The sequence below is a fragment of the Gemmatimonas sp. genome (assembly GCF_031426495.1).
Lineage (GTDB): Bacteria > Gemmatimonadota > Gemmatimonadetes > Gemmatimonadales > Gemmatimonadaceae > Gemmatimonas.
In genome coordinates this window covers 43,162-66,609 of the sequence record NZ_JANPLK010000029.1, presented here as the reverse complement: position 1 = coordinate 66,609, position 23,448 = coordinate 43,162, and the positions used below count along the sequence as shown (strand labels likewise).

Here is a 23,448-nt window from a genome sequence, read left to right as displayed (position 1 = left end):
GTGTTACGATGGAAATCATGGGTCTCCTCCAGGCCGTTGCGCCGGTTGTTCAGGATCCGAAGGGCATGGCCATGATCGGCGCCGGCATCGCTGCCGGTGGTGCCGCGATTGGCGCCGGCATGGGTATCGGCCGCATCGGTGGTTCGGCGGTTGAGGGCATGGCGCGTCAGCCGGAAGCCGCGGGTCGTATTCAGACTGCCGCGCTCATCTTGGCCGCGCTCATCGAAGGCGCCGCGCTGTTCGGCGTCGTCGTCGGCTTCCTGATCCAGGGCAAGATCACGTTCTAACGTGGTCGCGCGTGGGGCGTCCATCCGGGCGCCCCGCCGCACTCTCTTCTTCTCGTGGACTCTTCCATGCTCGCTCTTTCCGCCCGCCGTATCGGCGCGCTCGCTGCTCTGCTCGCGGTCACTGCGTCTCCGGCGTTGGCGTCGGAAGCCGCCGAAGGACCGCCGAATCTGCTCGACCCGAATGTCGGCGTCATGGCCTGGACGCTGGTCATCTTCGTCCTGCTGATGGTCGTCCTGTCGAAGTTCGCCTTCAAGCCGCTGTTCGCTGCCGTCGAGGCGCGTGAGAAGGCGCTTGAAGAGGCGATCGAAGGCGCCAAGCGCGATCGTGCCGCAGCCGAGTCGCTGCTCGCGCAGCAGAAAGCCCATCTCGAAACCGCGCGCACGGAAGCGCAGCAGATCATCGCAGATAGCCGCGCCACGGCTGAAAAGATGCGCACCGATCTGCTCGCGCAGACGAAGGCGCAGCAGGAAGAGATGATCGAGCAGGCCCGCCGTGCCATCGAGGGCGAGAAGGCGGCCGCGATCGCCGCGCTGCGGACTGAAGCGATCGACCTCGCCATTGCCGGTGCGTCGCGTGTGATCGAACAGAACCTCGACTCGACCGGCAACCGCCAGATTGTCGAGAGCTTCCTGGCTTCGCTCGACGGCGCCAAGGGTACGCGCTGATGCCGGCCGGCGTGCAGGGCGAATCGGTCGCCCGTAATTACGCCGAGGCGCTGCTGGCCCTCGCGCGCAAGGCCGAGGATACGGCGGGATGGGGCACGATGTTGCGGCAGATTGCCAACGCGATCGAAACCGACATCACGCTCTTCCGCTTCCTCGAGTCGCCGCGCATCGCCGCCGACCAGAAGTCGGCGGTGCTGACCAAGGCCCTCGGCGATCGCGTGCCGCGCCTGTTCCTGCGCTTCCTGCAGCAGCTGGTGAAGAACCGTCGCCAGATGCTGATCCCGATCATCGCCAATGAGTACGACACGCTGCTCGACGCCTCGGCTGGCATCGTGCATGCCCGCGTGACCGTGGCACGTGAAACGGGTGACGATGAGCGCGACGCAATCGGCAAGCGATTGTCGGCAATCGTTGGCAAGACCGTCGTACCGCACCTCGTCGTCGATGCGGCGATCCTTGGTGGTGTGGTGGTTCGTATCGGCGACACCGTCATGGATGGCTCGCTGCGCCGCAAGCTTGCGCTGTTGCGTCGTCGCATGGGTGCGTCGCGCGCCTGATTCGGCACTACGCGTTTCGTGAAGGGACGGGGGAGTGCACCGCGGTGCACTCCCCCGATTCACATCCTGTCGGCCATTCCCGTGCTCTTTCGCCTCGCATCTCTGCTTCTGCTGTCCGCGCGGATCGTCGCGGCGCAACCAGGAGTGCTGCCCAACCAGCAGCCGATCGCCCCTCGCGTCCCACTGCGCGCGGCTACCACGCCGCCAAGCGGCGACACGGTGGGCTATTGGCAGCAGCAGGCCGATTATCAGATCGTGGCCACCCTCGACGAGCCGCGCGGCGTGATTACGGCCACCGGGTCGCTGCGCTACGTGAATCGCAGCCCCGACGTGCTGCGCGAGCTCTGGGTGCACCAGCATCTCAATGCCTTCCGCCCAGGATCGAAGTGGTCCGCGACCGACGAGCGCGAAGGCCGTGTGCGCTTTCAGGAACTGCGCGAACCCGACTACGCGTATGAGCGATTCACCTCGCCGCCGCGCGTGAATGGGCGCGAGGTGGCCGTAGAGTATCCGCTGTCTCCCGATAGCACGGTGGTGCGGCTGGCGCTGCCGGCGCCGATGGCGCCCGGCGATTCTGTCAGGGTGGACTTCGCGTGGACGGCGCGGCCAAGCACGGTGCCGCGACGTCAGGCGCGCCGCGGGCGGAGTTTCGACTTTGCGCAGTGGTATCCGAAGGTGGCGGTGTACGATCGCGACGGCTGGAAGCCGAATGCGCTCGTGCCGGCGGGAGAGTTCTACGGGGAGTTCGGTGCCTTCGACGTCACGCTCGTTGTGCCTACCGATCAAACGATCGGCGCCGCAGGCGTGCCCGTGAGCGGCGACCCTGGGTACGCGCGCGTGATGGCGCCTGGCAGTGAGCGTCCCCGGTTGGCCGCGCAGGCGTACCGCGACGTGCCCCCAGCGCCTGCTGTCCGCGTACCGACGGGATACAAGGCCGTCCGCTTCATCGCCCGCAATGTGCACCACTTCGCGTGGAGCACGTCGCCGGGGTATCGCTATGAAGGCACGTCGTACGTGCGCGCCCCGTCGCAGCTGTACCGCTTTCCCATTTGGGACACGGTTTCGGTGCATGTGCTCTATCGAGCCGATGCCGCCTACGACTGTACGCGGGCCACCGTCGATGCCGCAGAGCAAAAGCTGTGTGTCGATCGGTCGCTCACCCAATGGCAGGGCGGGAAAGCCATCGCACAGACCCGTACCGCGCTCCGCTGGCTCGAGGCGCTGTACGGAGACTATCCGTATCCGCAGATCACCGTGGTCAAGCGCATCGACGCGAGCGGCACGGAATTTCCGATGCTGCTTATGAACGGCGAGTCATCGCTGGGGCTGACGGTACACGAGCTCGGGCACGTCTACACCTACGGCATTCTGGCCAACAACGAATGGCAGAGTGGATGGATGGACGAAGGGTTGAGTTCGTATCAGGAGATGCTGCAGGCTGGTGATTCACGCGTGTTGCTGGCCGCACGGCTCGAGATGGCGAATGAACGCAACCCGGCGCAGCCCGCCGATGCTGCGGTGCGCCGTCTTCGTGCCCGGCTCGACTCGATGTCTGACGAGCAGGCGGCGACGGTGCGCGAGGGGACCGCGGAGCCGATCGGGTCGCGGGCGGATCTCTTCGGCAGCTTTGCCGTCTACAACGCGTCGGTGTACGATCGCGGCCAGTCGATGTATCAGGCGCTGCACGATGTGCTGGGGGAGGAGACGTTCCAGCGCGTCCTGCGCGAGTACTACGCGATGTGGCAGTTCCGGCATGTGGATCGCTGGGCCATGCAGGCGGTGGCGGAGCGGGTTAGCGAGCAGACGCTTGGCTGGTTCTTCGACCAGTGGGTGCAACAGTCAGGGATCATCGATTACGCGCTGCGGGCCCCGGTCGTCCGTAAGGAGCAAGTGGCTGGGCGGTTCCGATGGGTTGTCACCGCACAGCTCGCACGCGTTGGTCGATATCGGCATCCGATGCCGGTGGGCGTACGGACGGCGACGGGGTGGACGCTGCTGCGTGCCGACCCGCTCAAGGATGCACAGGTGGTGCAGTTTCGGCTCGACGAGGCGCCGGATGCCCTGTGGCTCGATCCATACGGGAGCACCGAAAGCCCGACGGCCCGGTTTTATCGATTGGCATTGCCGTCCCGCTGACGTCAGCGGATCGGTCGCATGATTCGTCTACGATTCTGGAGCGTTGCATGAGTGGTCGCGTCGAAGTCCGGCATGTGCCGAAACCGTGGGGACACGAGACGATCTGGGCCCATACCGATCGGTACGTGGGCAAGATCCTGCACATCACCGCCGGACAGGCATTGTCCGTGCAGTACCACGAGCGGAAGGACGAAACCGTCTATCTGCTGCAGGGCGAAATGAAGTACTGGGTCCAGCTGCCCGGTGAAACCGAGCTGCAGGACCAGCGGCTGACGACCGGTCAGTCGTTCCGGATCACGCCGGGCACGATCCACTACATGGAAGCCATCACCGATTGCGATGTGCTGGAAGCCAGCACGCCGGAACTCGACGATGTGGTCCGGATCAAGGATCGCTACGGCCGCGAGGGCACCAGCGCGCCCTGACGCGCCGCCGGCGCGTGGCGGGATCTGCATCACTTCGTACGGCGCCGCCCCTCCCCGAGGACGGCGCCGTTCTGCATCTTGCGTCGATCTGCAGGAGCGCCCGACTCACCCCGCCACTCGGGACCGAATTCGACATGAAGGTCATTATCCCCCTCGCCGGGAAAGGCACACGCCTTCGTCCGCACACGCATGTGACACCGAAGCCGATGCTGAAGGTCGCCGGCCGCCCCGTCATGAGCTACGTCATGGATGACGTGCTCACCCTCGGCAACGTGGAACAGGTGGTCTACATCACCGGCCACCTGAAGGACAAAGTCGAAGCCTACGCGCGCACGACGTACGACATCCCGAGCGTGTTTATCGAGCAGGCGGTGCAGGACGGGACGGCGGGCGCCGTAGCACTGGCGAAGCCGTTCGTTGATCAGCCGGTGCTGATCATCTTCGTCGATACGATCTTCGATGCCGACCTGACGATTCTCAAGGACAGTGACGACGACGGCATCATCTGGACCAAGGAAGTCGAAGACTATCAGCGATTCGGCGTCGTGGTGACCGACGAGCACGGTCACATGACCAAGATCGTCGAGAAGCCGAAGGAGCCGATTTCCAAGCGGGCGAACATCGGCCTGTACTACATCAAGAACTGGAAGTTGCTATACGAGGGTATCGATCATGTGCTGACCACGGCGCCGAACAAGGGCGAGTGGTATCTCACCGACGCCTTCCAGTACATGATTGACCATGGCGCCAAGATCAAAGTCGTGGACGTCGCCGGATGGTACGATGCCGGTCAGCTCGAGACGCTCCTCGACACCAACCGCACCATGCTCGAGAAGGGGCGTGCCCGTCGACCCGACGCGCTGGGCGAAGGCGCGACGATCGTCGAGCCGGTGTACATCGAAGACGGCTGCACCATCGAACACGCGACGGTGGGCCCCAACGTGTCGCTCGGTGCCGGCAGCACGGTGCGCCACTCGTCCGTCGCCAACGCGGTGATCGGCGAGCACACGACGATCGAGCACGCGCAGTTGCACGACGCGTTTCTCGGCGACCGCGTGGTGGTGCGGGGCGTGAAAGGCAGCATGAACCTCGGCGACGACTCCGACATCCGGATGGACGCGTGAGCGACGAATCGAACGGGAGCGATCACGGCGAATCGCGTAGCGAATCGCGCGGCGTCTCGCGCCGTGACCTGTTGAGTGGAGCGGCCGCGGCATTGGCGGCCGCGGCGGTCACCGGCACGCCAGCGCGATTGCTGGCCAGCACCGATGACTGGCGTGTGGACCTCACCCCGCCGCAGCAGGCCGGAAAGGGCAGCATGCTCGGTGTCCCGTTCGAGAAGCACGGCACGGTGCGTATCGCGATCGTCGGCACCGGTCTGCGTGGGAGCTCGGTGCTGGGCGAACTGCTCGCGATCGAGGGCGTGGAGATCACGGCACTTGCCGACATCGTCCCCGAGAAAGCACAGCGTGCCGCCGACCGGGTGGTGAAGGCGGGACGCAAGGCCCCCGCGCTTTATACCAACGGCGAGCGCGATTTCGAGCGCCTGGTGCAACGCGACGACATCGATTTCGTGTATACGGCCACGCCGTGGCCTTGGCACACGCCGGTCGTCTTGGCGGCGATGCGGGCAGGGAAGCATGCCGGCAGCGAAGTGCCGATCGCCCTCTCGGTCGATCAGTGCTGGGAGCTGGTCGACACGTCCGAGAAGATGAAGCGGCATTGTCTGCTCATGGAGAACTGCTGCTACGGGAACAGTGAGCTCACGGTGTTGCGTATGGTGCGCGAAGGCGTTTTCGGCACGTTGTTGCACGCGGAAGCGGCGTATCTGCATGATCTCCGCGAGATCCTGTTCGAGAACAAGGACGAAGGCCTGTGGCGTCGCTTCCCGCACACCGAGCGCGATACGAACTTCTATCCCACGCATGGTCTCGGGCCGGTCGCGCAGTACCTCGGCATTCATCGCGGCGACAAGTTCGAGTACGTCGTGTCGATGTCGTCGCCGGAAGCCGGACTCTCCGAATGGCGCGAGAAGGCCGAGCCGAAGGACAGTCCCAAGTGGAAGGAACGCTACAAAGCCGGCGACATGAACACGTCGCTGATCAAGACGGCCAAGGGGCGCACGATCCTGCTGCAGCACGATGTGGTGAATCCGCGCCCGTATTCGCGATTGAACAACCTGCAGGGATCGAAGGCGATCTTCAACGATTATCCCGCACGTCTGTACATCGATGGTGCCGCTGGTGGAGAGAGGTGGACGCCGCTGGCCGAATTCAAGAGCAAGTACGAGCATCCGCTGTGGACGGCCGTCGGCGATATGGCGCGCAAGAACGGCGGCCACGGCGGCATGGACTTCATCATGGCCTACCGCTTGGTGCAGTGCATGCGTGAAGGGCTCGCACCTGACTTCGACGTGTACGATGCCGCCGCGTGGAGCGTGCCATACGCGTTGTGTGAGCAGTCGATCAAGAACGGCAGTGCGCCCGTCAAGTTTCCCGACTTCACCCGTGGTGCGTGGCAGACGTCCACCGCGCCGCAGGGACCCAGCACGACATGATCCGATCGGCGGTCATCATGGCCGGAGGCCTCGGCACCCGCATGCGTCGCAGTGACGACACGGCAACGCTCGAGGCTTCGCAGGTGGCGGCTGCGGACTCCGGTGTGAAAGGGATGATCCCGATCAAACGCCCGTTTCTCGACTATCTCCTCTCGGCCCTCGCCGATGCGAGCATCACCGATGTGCTGCTCGTGATCGGACCGGATCATGATGCGGTGCGACAGTACTTCACACGCGAAGCGCCGCCGTCGCGCGTGCGTCTCCGCTTCGTGGTGCAGCCAGCGCCGATCGGCACGGCCAACGCCGTGACAGTAGCGGCCGCCGTACTCGGGGATGCACCGTTTCTGGTGCTGAACGCCGACAATTACTACCCGATAAACGCGTTCAGGGCGCTGGCGGTGGCCGACAGCGCTGGCGTCGTAGCGTTCGATCGTGAGGCGCTCGTGCGCGATGGCAACATCGAGGCGGAGCGCGTGCGCGCGTTCGCGGTGCTCGACGTTGATCGTGATGACATGTTGTGCGGCATCATCGAGAAGCCCGGCGCTGCGCTCGACCTTACCAGTGAGTCGGCAAAGTGGGTCGGCATGAACTTGTGGGCCGTCACGTCGGCGATTGTGGACGCCTGCCGTCGCGTGCCCGTCTCCGCGCGCGGCGAGTTCGAGTTGCCGGAAGCCGTAGGCCTCGCGCTGCGTGAAGGGGTTCCGGTGCGCGCCGTTCGATTGAGTGCGCCGGTGCTCGACCTGTCCCGTCGCTCGGACATTGCTGGCGTCGTCGATCGACTGTCATCGGTCGATCCGCGTCCATGACCATCGGCGCGTTCCCGCCGCTTAGCGAGTTGTTCGTTCGTCGCCGCTTCGACAGCGTCGGCTTCTCGCCGCTGGTCGCGAATGCGTACCGCTCTCTGCTGCGTGACGCGCATCAAGCGCTCGACGATGCCAGTGTGCCGTCCGACCACCGTCGCGTGTGGATCCTGCCCGGACGCATCGAAGTGCTTGGGAAGCATGTGGATTACGCCGGTGGCCGCTCGCTGCTGTGCACGGTGGAGCGCGGCATCGTGCTGGTCGCCCGCCGCCGCAACGATCGCGTGGCCGCGCTGCGCGATGCGCGGCGCCGTGAATCGATTACGATCTCGTTCGATGCGCCGGCCCGCAGCGCGCTGCCGTGGGCGGTGTATCCGCGCACGGTCCTGCGACGCCTCATTGCCAACTTCGGCAGCGCGGTGTGTGGGGCCGACATCGCCTTGGCCAGCAATCTGCCACCGGCTGCCGGCGTCTCAAGTTCGAGCGCGCTCACCGTGGGCCTGACGCTAGCGTTCGCGGAGTTGTCGGCGCTGTCTTCTCTGGCCGCGTGGCGCACCACGATCACCGATCGCGCGGCACTGGCCGGCTATATCGGTGCGCTCGAGAATGGCGCCGACTACGGACGGCTGGCCGGCGAGCGTGGCGTGGGGACCCTTGGTGGCGCGCAGGATCAGACGGCGATTCTGTGTGGCGAACCCGACAGACTCGAGATGTTTCGCTGGGGGCCCGTCACCTATGAGCGATCGGTACCGTGGCTCACGGACTCCACGTTCGTTATCGGCGTGAGCGGCGTGGTGGCAGCGAAAACCGGTGCGGCCAAGGAACGCTACAATCGGGCGGCGCGCACCGCACACCGGCTCGTCGATGCGTGGAATCTCCACGGTGGTGTGCTCGCGGCAACGCCCGCGCGCACGCTACGCGAAGCCTTCGAAGCGGCATCCAACGGCCCCGTCACGCATGTGCCGTCGATACTGGCGGACGCCGCGCGTGCCGGCGCCGACAGCGAGTTCACGGCCAATCATCTCATCGCCCGGCTCGAGCAGTTCTTCGACGAAACCTTCGTGATCGTGCCGCACGCCGCCGACGCGCTGGTCAATGGTGATGTGAAGCAGTTCGGCGCACTGGTGGATCGGTCCCAGGGCGGTGCCGAGCGGGCCCTCGAGAATCAAATCGCGGAAACGGTGCATCTCGCACGCTACGCACGCGAGCTCGGCGCGCATGCCGCGAGCGCGTTCGGTGCCGGCTTTGGTGGCAGCGTATGGGCGATGGTGCCGTCGCACGATGCCGAGCGATTCGCGTCGCGGTGGCGGGACCGGTACCTGCGCACGCATGGGTCCGCGTCGCATCGCGCGCTCTTCTTCGCGACGCGGCCGACTGTGCCGGCTTTGGAAGTGGTGGACGACGATACGCGCAGCGGCGCGTAAGCGCGCACGCGGCGCCGTGGGCTAGCTGAAGAGTCGTTCGGTCGTGCCCAGCGCCACGATCAGACGGATCGCCCGCTCGAGGCCGACGTTACTGTCGGTGTCATCGTACCACTCGCTGGCTGTGTGTGCCGCGCTGCCGGAGCCGCCGGCCCCGATGGCGATAGCGGGAATGCCGCGCGCGAGCGGTACGTTGGCATCGGTGGATCCCGATGCCGATTGCGGCTCGAGTCCCACGGCACGGGTGGCCGACCACGCGGCCAGCACGAGCGGATGGCGGTCGTCGATCATCCCGGCGGGTCGATCGCCAAGCGTGGTGATGCTGTAGCGCAGCGCCAGCGCCGGGTGGTGCTGCGACGTATCGAGCGCGGCGCGCCGTACGATGCGCGTTACCTCGTCGCTCATGGTCTGCAGTCGTGCCGGTTCGAGTGAACGCAGGTCGATGTCGATCCAGGCGTGTGTTGGCACGCCGGTGAGATGTTCGCCGCCGTTCATGCGTGTGACGGCAACCACACCGGAGGGCCGGGACGCCTCGGCGAGGCGGGCGATCGCGGCAATGCAGGCGCCGGCGGCGTGCACCGGGTTCGGGGTGCTCGCATTGGCCCAACTGTGCCCGCCCGCACCAGTGAACGCGATGCGCCATCGGCGTGAACCGACGGCGTGGTGCACGATGGTTCGATCGCCGGGGCCGTCGATCGCGACGGCCGCGACCGGCATCGCGTCACGTGCCGCGGCATCGTCGAACCACTGTCTTGCCCCGCGAAGATTGCCTTCGCCTTCTTCCCCGACGGTCAGCACGAGTTCGATCGGCCGCCGAAGGCGCGCTCGCACCTCGGGCTGCAGCAGCGCACGCGCCAGCACCGACATGGCGGCCAGTCCGCGGCCATTGTCACCGATGCCGGGGCAGTACGTGCGAGCGCCCTCCTGTCGCACCGCGAGCGGCTCCCTGTCGTCGAACACCGTATCGAGGTGCGCCAGGCAGACGAGCGGTCGGCGATCGGGGCGAGTGGGCGTCCCGGATGGGTCCACCCGGGCGATCACGTTACCGACGCAGTCCCGCGTGACCAAGTGGCCGCACGCGAACCAGTCCTGTTGCAGCATGGCCGCCCGTTCGCTTTCGTTCCCCGTCGGTGCCGCGACGCGGGCGATCGCGATCTGTTGTTCAAGAATCCACGCGCGCCGTGCTCGCCAGGTGTCCAGCAGCGGCGTCAACCAGTTCTTCCCGGAGTCCGTGGTGGTCATCGCATGAGCTCCATCCCGCCAACGCACGAACCGGCGCCCGCCAGGCGCTGGATGCCGACGCGCAATGTGCTCGCGCTGGCCGCCGTCAGTTTTCTCACCGACGCGTCCAGTGAAATCATCGCGCCGCTGCTCCCGCTGTTTCTGGTGGGCACGTTGGGCGCGACGGTCAGTATGGTGGGCGTGATCGAGGGCAGCGCCGAGGCGGTGGCCTCGCTGCTTAAACTGGCGAGTGGATGGTGGTCGGATCGGGTGTCCCGCCGCAAGCCGTTGATTGTGGCCGGTTACACGATCGCGTCGCTGGTGCGTCCGTTGGTGGCGATCGCGCAGAGTGCAACGCAGGTGCTGGCGATCCGTCTGGTGGATCGCGTTGGCAAGGGGATTCGCGGTGCACCACGCGACGCGCTGCTGGCCGACTCCACGCCGCCCGAATTCCGTGGTCGGGCGTTTGGATTCCATCGGGCGGCGGATCACGCCGGTGCCGTGGTCGGTCCGTTGATTGCGCTGGCCTGTCTCCAATGGCTCGGCATGCCGGTGCGCCAGGTGTTTTGGGTGGCGGCCATTCCAGGCGCGCTGGCGGTGTTGGTGGCGATCGCGTTCGTCCGCGAGCAACACGACTCGGCGGTCGCTCCAGCTGGTCGGCCGGTCGTCACCCCGACCAAGGCCCGGACGTCTCCGGCCATTCCGGCCAGTGCGCTGCCACGCTCGTTCTGGCTCACGATGTTGCCTATCCTCGTGTTCACGCTGGGCAACTCCACCGACGCCTTTCTGCTACTGCGGGCCTCGCAACTCGGGGTGCCCACGGCGCTCATCCCCCTGGTGTGGGTGCTGCTGCACTTGGTAAAGAGTGCGTCGAGTACACCGGCCGGCGCGTTGTCGGATCGCGTGGGGCGTCGCCCGCTGATCGTGGCCGGCTGGGGGCTCTACGCGGCCGTGTACGCCGGTTTCTCCCGGGCGACCGACCCGTGGCATGCCTGGGCACTCTTTGGCGTGTACGGCGTCGTTTTCGGCCTCACGGAAGGCACCGAGAAGGCGTTGGTGGCCGATCTGGTGCCGGCGGCGCGTCGTGGCACGGCCTTCGGGTGGTACCAGGCGACGGTCGGCGTGGCCGCGTTGCCGGCCAGCATTGTGTTCGGCGTGGTGTGGGACCGATATGGCTCGCCGGCGGCCTTCGGGATGGGAGCGGTGCTGGCCGTCGTGGCCGCGGTGATCATGTCGCTGGTGGCCCTGACCCCCGCCGAAGCCTAGCCAGGCACGCTTAGCAGCAGCGGGAACCGGGCTGCTTGTAACGGTCCACCAGGCGCTGCTTCTCGAACGCCCGGGCATCGAGCGGGGTGCAACCGGGATGCTTGCGCTGCATGTGCGCCAGATACGTCTCGTAATCCGGCGCGCCGATGATCCGATGCACCGTCGCGATCCAACGACGCATCGTGACTTTCCACGGCGTGGCATTCGCTGCGTGTGACATGGCGTGACGATGAGAGGCGCCGGTGTGACACGAGGGTGACCTCGGTCATGCTGGCTCGTAGGGTGGGTGAGCGCCCGACGTCGGGTCGGTCGGCGCGCGGTCTGTCCGTAAGTTCGTTCGTGACCCGCCTTTTTGCGAGAGCCAGAGTCCCGCCCATGTCACTGCCGACGTCGATGACGACGAGTCGTCTCTTGATCCTGTCCCTGCTCACGGTCTCGGGTGCGGTGGTGTCGGCGACGGCGGCAAGTGTGTACGCGGCGAGTGATACGGCCCGGCAGATTCCGCCCGGTGCCCGGGTGGCGGGACGCGTGGATCCACTCTCGCCTGCCGTGCTCGCGGAGGTCGCTGACACGACACGGCCGCTCGCGTCTCGCGTTCGACTGCTCGAGGCGATTGCCGATGGCGCCTGTGTCAGCACACGCGAGATGCTCTTCGGCGCATCGACGACGCGACATGCCGCCCTCGACCGCGCCATCGACGCCATGGCTGGCATGCCGGGTGCGCCGGAGGTCCGTCGGCGGATGCATCGGCGGCTCGACGCCTTCTCCGATGGCCCCACCGGGTTGGCCGCGGCAACGGGCGCGACGGCCGGCGCCAGCGTGCCGATGCTCCGCTGGCTGCTGCCGCGCTCCATCGAAGCGCGCGTGGGCTACTGTCGAACGCTACGCTGACGAAATCGGGGGCGACGGCATGTGCCGTCGCCCCCGATTTCGTACAAGCCGTCGAGCGGAACCTGCCCGTCGGCGTTACGCGTCGACCAGCTGGGTGCGCACGTATGGCGTCTCGCTCGACACCGCCGCCTTGCTGCCGTTCATGACCTTCACCCACTCGATGATCGACGCGGTCAGAATCACGACCACCGACACCAGGAAGAAGCCGGCCACGGCCGCATCGAGGCGGTCGTTGAAGATCATGCGCTGCGCTGCTTCAAGCGACTTGATGTTCGCCGGAAGTGTACCGGCCGCGATCTGCCCTTCGATCAGGCGCGCGTGCGACAGGAAGCCGAGCTTCGGATCGCTCGAGAAGATCTTGAGCAGGCCAGCCGTGGACGTCACGATCACCAGCCAGACGAGCGGGATGATGGTGACGAACGCGTACTTGGCCTTACCCATCTTCACGATCACCGTTGTGCCGACGCACAGCGCCACCGTGGCCAGCAGCTGATTCGAAATACCGAACAGTGGCCACAGCGAGTTGATGCCGCCCAGGGGATCCGTGACACCCTGATACAGGAAGTATCCCCACATCGACACGAACAACCCGGAGCACAACACCACGGCGGGATACCAGGACACCCGACCCAGCGGCTTGTACACCTGACCGAGCAGATCCTGCAGCATGAAGCGGCCAACGCGCGTGCCGGCATCGAGCGTGGTCAGGATGAACAGCGCTTCGAACATGATGGCGAAGTGGTACCACAATGACATCGCCGCTTCACCGCCGAGCGCGCGCGAGAACAGGTGGGCCATGCCCACCGCGAGGCTGGGCGCGCCACCCGTGCGCGACAGCAGCGAGTTCTCGCCGACCTGACGCGCGAGATTGTCGAGGTCCGCCGCCGAAATGGTCTTGAACAAGCCCCATCCGTTGATCGCGTCGGCCGCGCTCATCGTCGTGGTGCCGATCGCGGCCGCCGGCGAGTTGATCGCGAAGTAGATGCCGGGCGTGAGCACGCACGCGGCGATCAACGCCATCGTGGCCACCAGCGACTCGGTGAGCATCGAACCGTAGCCGATCAGGCGGGCATCGGGCTCGCGACGCAGCAACTTGGGCGTGGTGCCCGAGGAGATCAGCGCATGGAAGCCGGAGATGGCGCCGCAGGCAATCGTGACGAACACGAACGGGAACAGCTTCCCGGCGAACACCGGCCCGGTACCGTCGATGAACTTCGTGACCGGCGGCATCTCCATGTCCGGGAGCACCACGATGATGCCGACGCCGAGCGCCAGCACCACGCCGATCTTCACGAACGCCGACAGGTAGTCACGCGGCGCGAGCAGCATCCACACCGGGAGCACCGAGGCAAAAAAGCCGTACACCATGATCGACAGCGAGAGCGTCACGCCACTCAGCGTGAACACCGGCGCCCATGTGGCCGACTCCGATACCCACTTGCCCGCGTACAGGGACAGGAACAGCAGCACCAGGCCGCCGCCCGTCGCCTCGAGTACGGCACCCGGCCGGATCCAGCGCAGATACACGCCCATCAACATCGCGATCGGAATCGAGAGACCGATCGTGACCGTACCCCACGGGCTGTCGCGCAAGGCATTCACCACGACCAGCGCCAGCACCGAGATCAGGATGATCATGATGCCGAGAATGGACACGAGCGCCGTGGCGCCGGCCACCGTGCCGATCTCTTCCTTTGCCATCTGACCCAGCGACTTGCCGTCGCGGCGGATCGAGGCACAGAGAATCACGAAGTCCTGCACCGCACCACCAAGCACCACACCCACGAGAATCCAGAGAGCGCCGGGGAGGAAGCCGAACTGGGCCGCCAGGGTGGGACCAACCAGCGGGCCCGGACCGGCGATGGCCGCAAAGTGGTGGCCGAACACGATCCACTTGTTGGTCGGCACGTAGTCACGACCGTCATCGAGTCGCTCCGCCGGTGTCGACCGGGTGGCGTCGAGGCCGAAGATGTCGGCCGCGATGAAGCGACTGTAGAACCGGTACGCGATGAGGTAGGTGCAGACCGCCGCGGTAAGCAACCACGCAGCGCTGATCGTCTCACCCTTGTTCAGGGCGACGGTGGCGAGGGCGCCGGCGCCGAGCACAGCGATGGCGATCCACGGGACCTGTTTGAGCAGGCCGGAGGTAGGGGAGGGGGAGGACATGGCATACGGTGTACGCTCTGGTACATGCCCGTGTCAATGAAGACCTGTGCAAATTTCGGAAAATTGGGGCAGGGCGTACTCCAGTTTGGACGTGCCGTCTCCCAATCTGCGGCATTCCAGCACGCGACTTCACTCCCCGTGCGCGTCAGACGATCTTATTTGGTATGGCTACTCCCATAACGCTCATCCCCGGCGACGGCATCGGACCGTCCATCGCCGACGCCACCGTTCGCATTCTGGCCGCCGCGGGCGCCGATGTCGAATGGGACCGCCAGGTTGCCGGTATGGCCGGCGTGGCGCGCTGGAACGACCCGATCCCCGACGCCACCCTCGACTCGATCAAGCGCACCCGCGTAGCCCTCAAGGGCCCGCTGGAGACGCCGGTCGGCGAAGGCTTCCGCTCCATCAACGTCGCCCTCCGCAAGACCTTTGATCTCTACGCCAACGTCCGCCCGGCGTACACGATCGTGCCGGGTCGCTTTGACAACGTCGACATCGTGCTCGTGCGCGAGAACACCGAAGGGCTGTATATCGGCGTCGAGCACTACGTGAAGATCGGCGACGATCCGAAAGCGGCCGCCGAGTCGGTGGCGATCATCACGCGGCATGGCTCGGAGCGTATCGTGCGCTACGCGTTCGACTACGCGATCGCGCACAATCGCAAGAAAGTCACGCTGGTGCACAAGGCGAACATCCTCAAGTTCTCACAGGGACTGTTCCTCGATGTCGGCCGCATGATCGCCCGTGAGTACGAGGGACGCGTGCAGTTTGAAGAGCGCATCATCGACGCCATGGCGATGCACCTGGTGATGCGCCCCGAGCAGTTCGACGTCGTCGTCACCACCAACCTTTTCGGCGACATTCTCTCCGACGAGATCTCGGGGCTCGTGGGCGGATTGGGTCTCGCGCCCGGTGCGAACTTCGGCACCAACGCCGCGATCTTCGAAGCCGTGCATGGCACCGCGCCCGACATCGCCGGCAAGAACATCGCGAACCCGGGCGCGCTCGTACTCGCGGCGTGTATGATGCTCGATCACATCGGCGATCGTGGGCGGGCGACGAGCATTCGGAACGCCTTCGAAGGCACCATCCGCGACGGGGCCGTGCTCACGCGCGACCTTGGCGGCACCTCCACCACCGATCAGTTCACCGACGCCGTGATCGCGCGCCTTGGCTGATCCGGACACCGGCGCGGTGCTCCGTCGCATTTTGCACGTCTCCGATATCCACTGCGGCTTCCCGTTCGTGGCTGAACATGTGGCCGCCGCACTTCAGGTGGCGGCCACATCGCGTATCGACGCCATCGTCATCTCCGGCGATTTTTCGCAGCGCGCACGCGTGAAAGAGTTCGAGCGCGCCCGCGCGATCCTCGAGCAGTTCCGCGCCGTAGCGCCCACGATCGAAGTCCCGGGGAATCACGACACCGCCTGGTGGCACGCCCCCTTCGGCTGGGGGGATGCCAGCCGGCTCCACGATGGCTACCGGCAGTACATCAACCCGGTGTTGGAGCCCGTCGTCCGTGTACCTGGCGTGACCATGGTTGGGCTCAACTCCGCTGCCGGCATGCTGCCGCAGGCGGTTACGTGGTATCCGCGTGACTGGCGGGTCAAAGGCGGACTGACCGCGTCGCAGTTCGACTGGGCGCAGCGCGAACTCGCCGCCAGCCCGGCGGGCGATCTGCGGTTGTTGGTGGTGCACCACAACGTCGTGCGCGGCCGACTTTCGCACCGGTGGGGCCTCAAGCAGCCGGAGACGGCCCTCGACCGTCTGGCGGCGCTGCCGGTCGATGTGGTGTGCACCGGACACGATCACGAGGCGCGCGCCGACGTGGTGCCGCGACGCACCGGCCGGTTCCTGGTGAGCGGCGCGAACACCCTCTCCAGTCGAAGTCGAAAGCATCGCCCCTCGGCGCTGAACGTGATCGAAGCCACGGCCTCGCAGATCACCGTGCGGGCGTGGGGCTACCACGAGGGTGTCTTTGTGCCGGGCCCGATGTCCGCCACGCTGGACCGTCGGTAGCAGCTCTTGACCTTGGCGGAAAGGGCTATATCTTAGTACTAAGATATTCACCGCCCGCCAGACGGGCAGGAGGACAGCATGTCCGCCACCGCACAGATTGTCGGTCTTCACCACGTCACGCTCGTCGCCAGCAACGCGCAGCGGACTGTGGACTTTTACTCCCGCGTGCTTGGCCTGCGCCTGGTCAAAACCACGGTCAATTTCGATGATCCCGGCAGCTACCACCTGTACTTCGCCGACGAAACCGGCAGTGCGGGCACGGTGGTCACGTTCTTCGAATGGCCGCGGGCGCCACGCGGCCGCACCGGTATCGGCGGCACGCATCACGTCGCGCTGCGGGTCGCCGATCGCGATGCGCTGCTGCGGTGGAAGCGTCGGCTCACCGATCTCGGCCTGCGCGTGCGTGGTCCGTACGACCGGCAGTACTTCACGTCGATTTACTTCCGCGACCCGGACGGCGTGATTCTCGAGATCGCGACCGATGGCCCTGGCATGCTCTTCAACGAGCAGGCCGGCACCATGTTGCAGCGTACGCCGCCGGCGGAATTGGTGCGCGGCGGTCGCGATGAAGCGTTGATCGCGACGCTCACGTGGCCGGACCCGGTCACGACGATCGATCCGGCGATGGCGCTTACCCGCGGCATGCACCATCTCACCGCGATGACGGCGAACGTGGAGCGTACCGACGAATTTCTGCGCGGTGTGCTCGGCCTGTCGCTCGTGAAGCAAACGGAGAACTTCGATGATCCGGGTACGCGCCACTGGTCGTGGGGCAGCCCCGATGCGCGTCCCGGCTCGCTGGTCACGTATCTCGAGCGTCCGGCCACCGAGCGCCGCTCGCACATGGGCACGGGGCAGGGCCATCACTACGCGCTGGCGGTGTCGAACGAAACGGAGCAGCTCATGTTTCGTGATCGCTTGCTCGACGCCGGCATCAACGTGTCGCCGGTGATGGACCGCGTGTACTTCAAGAGTATCTACACCAAGGATCCCGATGGACATATCGTGGAGCTGGCCACGATGGGCCCCGGCTTCCTGATAGACGAGCCGGTGAGCACAACCGGTTCGACGTTGCGTCTGCCGCCGTGGCTCGAGGAGCATCGCGAGCAGATCGAGGCGCACATTGAAGACATCGACCGGTCGCCGTGGCCCTACGACGGCTTCGACGGTGATCGCGGGATGCTCTCACACCCGGGTCGGTCACTGCCGATTCCTGAGACGATGGAGGCGAGTTCGTGAACGACACAACTGCAGCACAACGGGCGGGGCCGCACGGCAGCGTGTCCCCACTCATGGCCGGCACGCCGCTTACGGAGGCGTCGTACGCGCTTGTGCTGGTGCACGGGCGCGGCGGCAGCGCCGAGGGCATGCTGCCGATCGCCAAGGCCGCGAAAGCCACCGATGCGGCATTGGTGGCACCGGTGGCCGTGGGCAACAGCTGGTATCCGAAGCGCTTTCTCGATCCGCGCGAACAGAACGAGCCGTGGTTGAGCAGCGCGTTGGCGTCGGTGGGGGCGGCGGTGGAGCAGGTGCGGGCGGGGGGCATTCCGAGCGAGCGCATCATTTTGGTGGGCTTCTCGCAAGGCGCCTGTCTGATGCTCGAATACGCCACGATGGCGGCCAAGTCCGACGTGCGTTTCGGTGGCGTTGCGGCGTTGGCGGGTGGGTTGATCGGCGACCCGTTGGTGGCGCGCGATGACCGAGGGTCGCTGGGCGGAACGCCGGTGCTGCTCGCCTGCGGGAACGCCGACAGTCACATCCCCGAGGCCATTGTGCGGTCGTCGGCCGAGGTGTTCCGCCAGCTTGATGCGTCGGTCGACTTGCGGATCTATCCGGGAATCGGTCATGACATCGTGGGCGACGAAATTGACGCGCTCACCGAAATGGTCAATACGTTGCGCGGAGCCCAGTAGGGGGCGCATCTTCCGCGTCGATGAGTAGCCGGCACACGCAATTGGGGTTCGACTTTTTCGACGCGGCTCCGGCCGCGTCCGAAGCGTCGTTGCCGGTGGTGCCCGTTGTGACACCGCCAACCGTGCCCGCGCCCTCGTTCACGCAGAGCGTGACCAGCGCGGTGTCGCAATTGTTTACGCAGGTCTTTTCGCCGGTGCTCACGCCGGCGTTCGTGCCGGTGCCGCCGAAGCCGGTGGCCGACGACACGCGTCCGTCGCGCGGTCGCACGGCCGTGCGCGCCCGCACGGCGGTCCTGTTTTCGCGCCTCGAAGATCTTGGACTGCGCGGCGTGGATGCGCTGGTGCTCATGCGCACGCGCACCGTGATGGTGTCGCTCATCGGCCGTACGCTGCGTATTCACGAAGGCTACGCCGAAGCGCCGGAGGCGGTGCTACGCGCAATCGTCGCCTTCGCCACGGCGCGCAACAAGACCGAGCGGACCACCGCGCGCGAAGCGATTCTGGCCTTCGACGTAGAGCGTGGCCCCTCGGTACGCCGACAGGAACCGGCGCGGCCAGGTGACGTCTCGATCATCGCGCAGCTCATGGAAGCCCATCGCGACCTCAACGCGAAGTGGTTCGCGGGCGCGCTGACAGCGATTCCGCTGCGCTTGTCGGGGAAGATGGCCACGCGACTCGGTCATTACGATCCGGGTTCGCGTCACACGCCGCCCGAGATCGTGATGTCACGCACGCACATCACGCGACACGGATGGCGCGAAGCGATGCACACGCTGCTGCACGAGATGGTGCATCAGTGGCAGCACGAAACCGGTCAGCCGGTGGACCACGGCACGGCGTTCCGACAAAAGGCGCGCGACGTGGGAATTACCCCCGCCGCGCGCCGTGATGTCACGCCGCTTGAGAAGCGACGAAAAGCGACTGGATAAGTCGCGAGGTTACGGCGCGGTGACAATCACCGTGAGGGTGCTCACGTAGTTCGCGGCACCGGTCGAGGTACCCGTGATCGGCAACACGTACACGCCAGCCGGCGTCGCCGAGGTGGTCGCTACCGTGATGGCGACCGCGGTGCCCGTTGCCGGATTCGGGGTGAACGTGATCGTCATGCCGGTCGGGGCGCCCGTTGCGGCCAGCTGCACATTGCCCGCGAAGCTGTTCTGACGCGACACCGTGATCGCGCTGGCCACCGATGCGCCGGCCTGCACGCTGAGCGCGGCGGGGGCGGTCGACAAGCCGAAGCCGGCGGTCGTGGATGGCGCTACGGTGAAGGCGATCGTCTGCGTCTGCGCGCCAACGCCAGTGCCGGCGCCGCGGATCGTGATGGTATTCACGCCTGCGACGGCCGTGGCGGCCGCCGCCAGCGTGAGCGTGCTTACGCGGTTCGTGCCAGTGATCGTGGCGGGCGCAAACGTCGCCGTGACGCCAGTCGGCAGATTCTCGGCAGACAACGTGACATCACCGCTGAAGGTGCCGATGCGATTGATCACCACGGGGATAGTCGTGGCGGCTCCTTGCGCGGCCATCGCGGTGGTCGCACTGGCGGCGAGCGTCAGACCGTTGCTGGACACCGTGAGCGGCAGTGTTGCGGTGCCAGCGCTCACGTTGTTGCCCGTCGCACGAACCGTGATCGTGCTGGTGGCTGCGGCGGCGGTGCTGGCGGCGGTGAGGGTGAGCACGCTGCTGGTGGTGCCGCCGGCCACGGTGGCGGGCGTGAAGGTTGCCGTGACGCCCGTGGGGAGATTTTCGGCCGACAGATTCACCGAACCGCTGAAACCACCGCCGCGCGTGAGCGTGATCGGCACCGTCGTGTTACCGCCGACAACAACGGCTGAGGCGGTCTGGCCGAGCGACACGCCGAGCGTGGCAGACGGATTGACGATGTCATCGTCGGAACACGCGGCGGTCAGAACCGCCGCGGACAGAAGGAACGGTAACCATGCTTTCATCGCATCGTCTCGCTTGTACAGGCTGAGAAGTACGCCGCGCGAGTACGCGCGGTCACGTGCGATGCATGCAAAGCAAATGTCGGTCCGGTTTTCGTGCGCTCGGTGACGGTGCACACGCGAGGTGACGTATTCCGTCACTGTCTTCGCAACCAACGCGGGGGACGCGCAAACTGCGCGTCCCCCGTGTCGTCCTGTTGAGCTGGTATGGCTTACGGTGTCACAGTACCGATTCGCGCCGCCGTCTTGAACGAGGCGCCTTCGATGATCTGGTTGAAGCCGGTGAGACCACCCTGAGCGTTGGTCGTCCACGTTGTCGCGACGCCGGTGCGAAGTCCCCAGTTGTTGTCAAAGCCGACCACACCACTGAAGTCTGGCGTTTCGAGGTCGTATTCACCCGATGCACCGAAATAGCCGCGTGATGCCAAGAGTGTCCACGAACGCGCTGTGCCGGCGGATTGTGTGAATCCAGCACCGACCGCGTCCGCATAGTCTGCCTGCCAACTGCCCCTCGACTTCAGTCGGGCGAAGGGCGACGTACCGGCGACGGTGATGGCCGGCACGGTGAGCGACGGGCCGATCGTGAGCGTGCGATTCGCCAATTCACGATTGTACTGTGCGACGAGGCGTGTCTGGGATACCTCGCTGCCGCTGAACGTGGAAGCCAGAGCGATGGCCATGTGCAGGTCGCCGGCACGCGTACGCGCCAGCGGAATGCCATAGACGGTATACGGCGACGCCCCGCCGAACAGCGCACCGAACGCGAAGCCGGAGAAACTGCCGTTGGTGCTCTGGAAGTTGGCGTACACTTGAACGATGTCGCTGCCGCCGCCGTTCACGGTGAACTGCGCCGTTTGCACGGGGAACGACTCAGCCCCGTTGAAGTCAATCACCGGAATCGCGCTGTTCGCCGTGTAGTTCACGTCACGTCGGAGCACCGCGCGATCGGCCGCGATCGAGACGGAAGTTCCGCCACTGACCGTGGTCGTCCGGAACGCAAGGAGATCGGTCGCACCGTCATCCGCATCGAGACTGAACGTCGTGGTCGGGAACGCTGCCGAGCCGAGTGAGCTGCCCACATTCACCGTTCCGGTTTGGCCTGAAGCCAGTCCGGCGAAAGAGCCGGTGAGCGCTTTCGTCGCACGATTGTTCACGCACTCGAGGGTGCCCATCTGCGTGAGTTCGGTGCGCGTGAAGTAGTTGACGGTGACCTGCGCCGGCCCGCCGCTGAGCGGCTGCGCGTACGCCACGCCGCCCACGGCGCTGTTGATGGTGAACGAGTAGGTCTGATTGGCGCCAGCGGTCACTCGTGTCCACGCGCCAGTCGTACCGTCACGGAACGCAAACCAGAGCGGGAAGCGGCCGGTCTCGCAGAATTGCCAGTTCACATTTCCCGTCCCACCACCCGTCGCCGTGACCGTAAGCGCCACGTTCGCCGTGACATCCGCCAGTCCCGCCGTCGTGCCCGTGATCACGCCGGTGTAGTTGCCCGCGGCAACCGCACCGCCCACCGTGAGCGTGAGCGTTGAGGTCGTGCCCGTCACAGTCGCCGGATTGAACGCGGCCGTCACACCGGCCGGCAATCCCGTGACCGCGAGGTTCACCGGACCGGCGAATCCACCGCCACGCGTGAGTGTTACCGTGCTCGTGCCGGCCGTGCCCTGCTGCGCCGTCACGGCGGTCGCGGCCGTCGTGTACGTCGGAGCAGCCGTGACCGTGAGGTTAACGGTCGCCGTCCGCGCCGTCACGCCGGTGCCCGACGCGGTCACCGTGACCGTAGCCGCGCCAACGGCTGCACCAGTGGTCGACGTCAGCGTAAGCGTGCTGGTAAGCGTCGCGCCGGTAAGCGTTGCCGGGGCAAATCCTGCCGTCACACCGGCCGGTAGGCCCGTGGCCGCCAGCGCGACGTCAGCCGCGTAGCCACCTACGCGCGTGATCGTGACCGCCGTAGTCACCGCGCTGCCTGCTGCGACCGTGACCGCAGCGGGTGTAGCCGCTACGGTAATGGCCGGTGCCGCGGCAACGGTGACCGCTACGGTCGTCGTGGCCGCCGTCACGCCGGTACCGGTACCACGCACCGTGAGATTGTAGATGCCCGGCACGGCGGCACCCGTAGTCGTAATCGTCAGCGTGCTGGCCGTGCCCGCCGCCAACACCGGATTGGCCGAGAACGCGCCCGTTACACCGGCCGGTGCGCCTTCCAGCGCCAGCGTGACGTCACCAGCGAAGCCGCCGGTGCGTGACACGCCGATGGCCGTGGTGCCGTTCGTACCCGCCACGATGCTCACGGCGGCCGGAGTCGACGTGAGCGAGACGGCCGGTGTCGCGGCCGCCGTCAGCGTGAGCGCCAGGCTTGCCGTCTGCGTGGTCACACCGGTACCCGACGCACTGATCGTGATCGTGCTCGCGCCAGGGGTCGCCGTGCCCGCGACGGTCAGACTGAGCGTGCTGGTCGTCGAACCCGCCGCGATCGTCGCCGGCGTGAACGTCGCCGTTACACCGGTGGGGAGCCCCGTCGCCGCCAATGTCACCGCATCAGTGAAGCCGTTGGAACGCGTGATCGTGATCGGTACGGTTGCCGATCCACCAACCACGATGGAAGTGGCCCCGCTGCCCGCCGTGAGCGCCACCGCCGGTGCCGGAATGGTCAACGCATACGTGCTCGTTACGGCCGTCACGCCACTGCCCGCCGCACGCACCGTGATCGTGCTCGATCCCGCCGCCGCCGTCGTTCCGACGTTGAACACCACCGTCGCACTGGTCGCTGACCCGGACAGCGTCGACGGCGTAAAGTCGGCCGTGACACCCGTCGGCAAATTCTCGGTGGTGAGCGCCACGCTCCCCGAGTAGCCACCCACCCGACTCACGGTGATCGTGGAATTCCCCGAGGCGCCGCGGGCGATTGTGCCCGACGTGGCAGACAGGGACAGCCCAATGCTCTGGGTGACGGGCGGTTGCGTCGTGCCGCCATCACCGCCGCTCGAGCACGCGGCCAAGGCGAGGGTTAGAACGGCGGAACGAACGAACGACGGCCAACGATGCATCATGTCCTCATGAGAAAAAAGTCATGTCGTGTGAACCAAGTGATAGGACAGCGCATTAACTCGTATGTCAACCAAACTCGAGCGTGATGGTCGCTTCACCTTGGTAACACGCTAGATTTCGCCGAATACCCCCTCG

21 protein-coding genes are annotated in these 23,448 nt (G+C 66.1%); 16 read left to right on the top strand and 5 right to left on the bottom strand.

Annotated features, from left to right (window positions below):
* The first annotated feature begins 17 nt into the window (after nucleotides 1-17).
* From atpE to RMP10_RS08425, 9 genes are all read left to right on the top strand, one after another.
* Nucleotides 18-287, top strand: a complete 270-nt coding sequence (gene atpE, locus RMP10_RS08465) for an ATP synthase F0 subunit C (RefSeq protein WP_310569903.1) — start codon at nucleotides 18-20, stop codon at nucleotides 285-287.
* Between the two features lie 66 nt (nucleotides 288-353).
* On the top strand, nucleotides 354-953 hold the full coding sequence (gene atpF, locus RMP10_RS08460; RefSeq protein WP_310569902.1) for a F0F1 ATP synthase subunit B: 600 nt from the start codon (nucleotides 354-356) through the stop codon (nucleotides 951-953).
* Nucleotides 953-1,510: a F0F1 ATP synthase subunit delta gene (locus RMP10_RS08455; RefSeq protein ID WP_309669916.1), complete on the top strand. Its 558-nt coding sequence runs from the start codon at nucleotides 953-955 to the stop codon at nucleotides 1,508-1,510. Before atpF ends, RMP10_RS08455 begins: the two co-directional genes overlap by 1 nt.
* 81 nt (nucleotides 1,511-1,591) lie before the next feature.
* Nucleotides 1,592-3,646: a M1 family metallopeptidase gene (locus RMP10_RS08450; protein ID WP_310569901.1), complete on the top strand. Its 2,055-nt coding sequence runs from the start codon at nucleotides 1,592-1,594 to the stop codon at nucleotides 3,644-3,646.
* A gap of 47 nt (nucleotides 3,647-3,693) precedes the next feature.
* Nucleotides 3,694-4,071 (top strand): cupin domain-containing protein, encoded by a 378-nt coding sequence (locus tag RMP10_RS08445; RefSeq protein WP_171223812.1) that lies wholly within the window; start codon nucleotides 3,694-3,696, stop codon nucleotides 4,069-4,071.
* Nucleotides 4,072-4,205: 134 nt separating this feature from the next.
* The gene (locus RMP10_RS08440; protein ID WP_310569900.1) at nucleotides 4,206-5,195 is read left to right on the top strand and encodes a sugar phosphate nucleotidyltransferase; all 990 of its coding nucleotides are present in this window, start codon (nucleotides 4,206-4,208) and stop codon (nucleotides 5,193-5,195) included.
* Entirely contained in the window at nucleotides 5,192-6,628 is a 1,437-nt protein-coding gene (locus RMP10_RS08435; RefSeq protein ID WP_310569899.1) for a Gfo/Idh/MocA family oxidoreductase, read from the top strand. Before RMP10_RS08440 ends, RMP10_RS08435 begins: the two co-directional genes overlap by 4 nt.
* Nucleotides 6,625-7,434, top strand: coding sequence for a sugar phosphate nucleotidyltransferase (locus RMP10_RS08430; RefSeq protein ID WP_310569898.1), 810 nt, complete (start codon nucleotides 6,625-6,627; stop codon nucleotides 7,432-7,434). The genes RMP10_RS08435 and RMP10_RS08430 overlap by 4 nt, the downstream gene beginning before the upstream one ends.
* Nucleotides 7,431-8,852: a galactokinase family protein gene (locus tag RMP10_RS08425; RefSeq protein WP_310569897.1), complete on the top strand. Its 1,422-nt coding sequence runs from the start codon at nucleotides 7,431-7,433 to the stop codon at nucleotides 8,850-8,852. The genes RMP10_RS08430 and RMP10_RS08425 overlap by 4 nt, the downstream gene beginning before the upstream one ends.
* Before the next feature lie 21 nt (nucleotides 8,853-8,873).
* On the opposite strand, the gene RMP10_RS08420 is transcribed toward RMP10_RS08425, so the two are convergent.
* Complete coding sequence (locus tag RMP10_RS08420; RefSeq protein WP_310569896.1) at nucleotides 8,874-10,091, bottom strand: M20/M25/M40 family metallo-hydrolase; 1,218 nt, start codon at nucleotides 10,089-10,091, stop codon at nucleotides 8,874-8,876.
* 3 nt (nucleotides 10,092-10,094) lie between these two features.
* Between RMP10_RS08420 and RMP10_RS08415 the strand changes: the two genes are divergently transcribed.
* Nucleotides 10,095-11,336, top strand: a complete 1,242-nt coding sequence (locus RMP10_RS08415; protein WP_310569895.1) for an MFS transporter — start codon at nucleotides 10,095-10,097, stop codon at nucleotides 11,334-11,336.
* Nucleotides 11,337-11,346: 10 nt separating this feature from the next.
* Here the strand turns inward: RMP10_RS08415 and RMP10_RS08410 are convergent, their stop codons facing one another.
* Nucleotides 11,347-11,556: a YbdD/YjiX family protein gene (locus tag RMP10_RS08410; RefSeq protein WP_309672161.1), complete on the bottom strand. Its 210-nt coding sequence runs from the start codon at nucleotides 11,554-11,556 to the stop codon at nucleotides 11,347-11,349.
* 155 nt (nucleotides 11,557-11,711) lie between these two features.
* Here RMP10_RS08410 and RMP10_RS08405 point away from each other — a divergent pair, with 155 nt between their 5' ends.
* Complete coding sequence (locus RMP10_RS08405; protein ID WP_310569894.1) at nucleotides 11,712-12,227, top strand: hypothetical protein; 516 nt, start codon at nucleotides 11,712-11,714, stop codon at nucleotides 12,225-12,227.
* Nucleotides 12,228-12,302: 75 nt separating this feature from the next.
* Here RMP10_RS08405 and RMP10_RS08400 read toward each other — a convergent pair whose 3' ends face one another.
* Nucleotides 12,303-14,393 (bottom strand): carbon starvation CstA family protein, encoded by a 2,091-nt coding sequence (locus tag RMP10_RS08400; RefSeq protein WP_310569893.1) that lies wholly within the window; start codon nucleotides 14,391-14,393, stop codon nucleotides 12,303-12,305.
* A 164-nt stretch (nucleotides 14,394-14,557) separates the two neighbouring features.
* Here RMP10_RS08400 and RMP10_RS08395 point away from each other — a divergent pair, with 164 nt between their 5' ends.
* The 5 genes from RMP10_RS08395 (at nucleotide 14,558) to RMP10_RS08375 (ending at nucleotide 19,254) form a co-directional block, all read left to right on the top strand.
* Entirely contained in the window at nucleotides 14,558-15,571 is a 1,014-nt protein-coding gene (locus tag RMP10_RS08395; RefSeq protein WP_310569892.1) for an isocitrate/isopropylmalate family dehydrogenase, read from the top strand.
* The gene (locus RMP10_RS08390; protein WP_310569891.1) at nucleotides 15,564-16,412 is read left to right on the top strand and encodes a metallophosphoesterase; all 849 of its coding nucleotides are present in this window, start codon (nucleotides 15,564-15,566) and stop codon (nucleotides 16,410-16,412) included. Before RMP10_RS08395 ends, RMP10_RS08390 begins: the two co-directional genes overlap by 8 nt.
* 78 nt (nucleotides 16,413-16,490) lie before the next feature.
* A complete protein-coding gene (locus tag RMP10_RS08385; protein ID WP_310569890.1) occupies nucleotides 16,491-17,651 on the top strand; it encodes a VOC family protein in 1,161 nt (386 codons plus the stop codon).
* Nucleotides 17,648-18,325 (top strand): dienelactone hydrolase family protein, encoded by a 678-nt coding sequence (locus RMP10_RS08380; RefSeq protein WP_310569889.1) that lies wholly within the window; start codon nucleotides 17,648-17,650, stop codon nucleotides 18,323-18,325. Before RMP10_RS08385 ends, RMP10_RS08380 begins: the two co-directional genes overlap by 4 nt.
* A 20-nt stretch (nucleotides 18,326-18,345) precedes the next feature.
* Nucleotides 18,346-19,254, top strand: a complete 909-nt coding sequence (locus RMP10_RS08375) for a SprT-like domain-containing protein (RefSeq protein ID WP_310569888.1) — start codon at nucleotides 18,346-18,348, stop codon at nucleotides 19,252-19,254.
* Between the two features lie 9 nt (nucleotides 19,255-19,263).
* Here RMP10_RS08375 and RMP10_RS08370 read toward each other — a convergent pair whose 3' ends face one another.
* Together RMP10_RS08370 and RMP10_RS08365 are read right to left on the bottom strand one after the other, a co-directional pair.
* Nucleotides 19,264-20,271: a hypothetical protein gene (locus RMP10_RS08370; RefSeq protein WP_310569887.1), complete on the bottom strand. Its 1,008-nt coding sequence runs from the start codon at nucleotides 20,269-20,271 to the stop codon at nucleotides 19,264-19,266.
* A 209-nt stretch (nucleotides 20,272-20,480) separates the two neighbouring features.
* On the bottom strand, nucleotides 20,481-23,315 hold the full coding sequence (locus RMP10_RS08365) for a hypothetical protein (RefSeq protein ID WP_310569886.1): 2,835 nt from the start codon (nucleotides 23,313-23,315) through the stop codon (nucleotides 20,481-20,483).
* Nucleotides 23,316-23,448: the final 133 nt, after the last annotated feature.

Coding starts and splice junctions, on each gene's coding strand:
- atpE (WP_310569903.1), top strand. CDS start 18: ATGGGTCTCCTCCAGGCCGTTGCGCCGGTTGTTCAGGATCCGAAGGGC.
- atpF (WP_310569902.1), top strand. CDS start 354: ATGCTCGCTCTTTCCGCCCGCCGTATCGGCGCGCTCGCTGCTCTGCTC.
- RMP10_RS08455 (WP_309669916.1), top strand. CDS start 953: ATGCCGGCCGGCGTGCAGGGCGAATCGGTCGCCCGTAATTACGCCGAG.
- RMP10_RS08445 (WP_171223812.1), top strand. CDS start 3,694: ATGAGTGGTCGCGTCGAAGTCCGGCATGTGCCGAAACCGTGGGGACAC.
- RMP10_RS08440 (WP_310569900.1), top strand. CDS start 4,206: ATGAAGGTCATTATCCCCCTCGCCGGGAAAGGCACACGCCTTCGTCCG.
- RMP10_RS08430 (WP_310569898.1), top strand. CDS start 6,625: ATGATCCGATCGGCGGTCATCATGGCCGGAGGCCTCGGCACCCGCATG.
- RMP10_RS08425 (WP_310569897.1), top strand. CDS start 7,431: ATGACCATCGGCGCGTTCCCGCCGCTTAGCGAGTTGTTCGTTCGTCGC.
- RMP10_RS08420 (WP_310569896.1), bottom strand. CDS start 10,091: ATGACCACCACGGACTCCGGGAAGAACTGGTTGACGCCGCTGCTGGAC.
- RMP10_RS08415 (WP_310569895.1), top strand. CDS start 10,095: ATGAGCTCCATCCCGCCAACGCACGAACCGGCGCCCGCCAGGCGCTGG.
- RMP10_RS08410 (WP_309672161.1), bottom strand. CDS start 11,556: ATGTCACACGCAGCGAATGCCACGCCGTGGAAAGTCACGATGCGTCGT.
- RMP10_RS08405 (WP_310569894.1), top strand. CDS start 11,712: ATGTCACTGCCGACGTCGATGACGACGAGTCGTCTCTTGATCCTGTCC.
- RMP10_RS08400 (WP_310569893.1), bottom strand. CDS start 14,393: ATGTCCTCCCCCTCCCCTACCTCCGGCCTGCTCAAACAGGTCCCGTGG.
- RMP10_RS08395 (WP_310569892.1), top strand. CDS start 14,558: ATGGCTACTCCCATAACGCTCATCCCCGGCGACGGCATCGGACCGTCC.
- RMP10_RS08385 (WP_310569890.1), top strand. CDS start 16,491: ATGTCCGCCACCGCACAGATTGTCGGTCTTCACCACGTCACGCTCGTC.
- RMP10_RS08375 (WP_310569888.1), top strand. CDS start 18,346: ATGAGTAGCCGGCACACGCAATTGGGGTTCGACTTTTTCGACGCGGCT.
- RMP10_RS08370 (WP_310569887.1), bottom strand. CDS start 20,271: ATGAAAGCATGGTTACCGTTCCTTCTGTCCGCGGCGGTTCTGACCGCC.
- RMP10_RS08365 (WP_310569886.1), bottom strand. CDS start 23,315: ATGATGCATCGTTGGCCGTCGTTCGTTCGTTCCGCCGTTCTAACCCTC.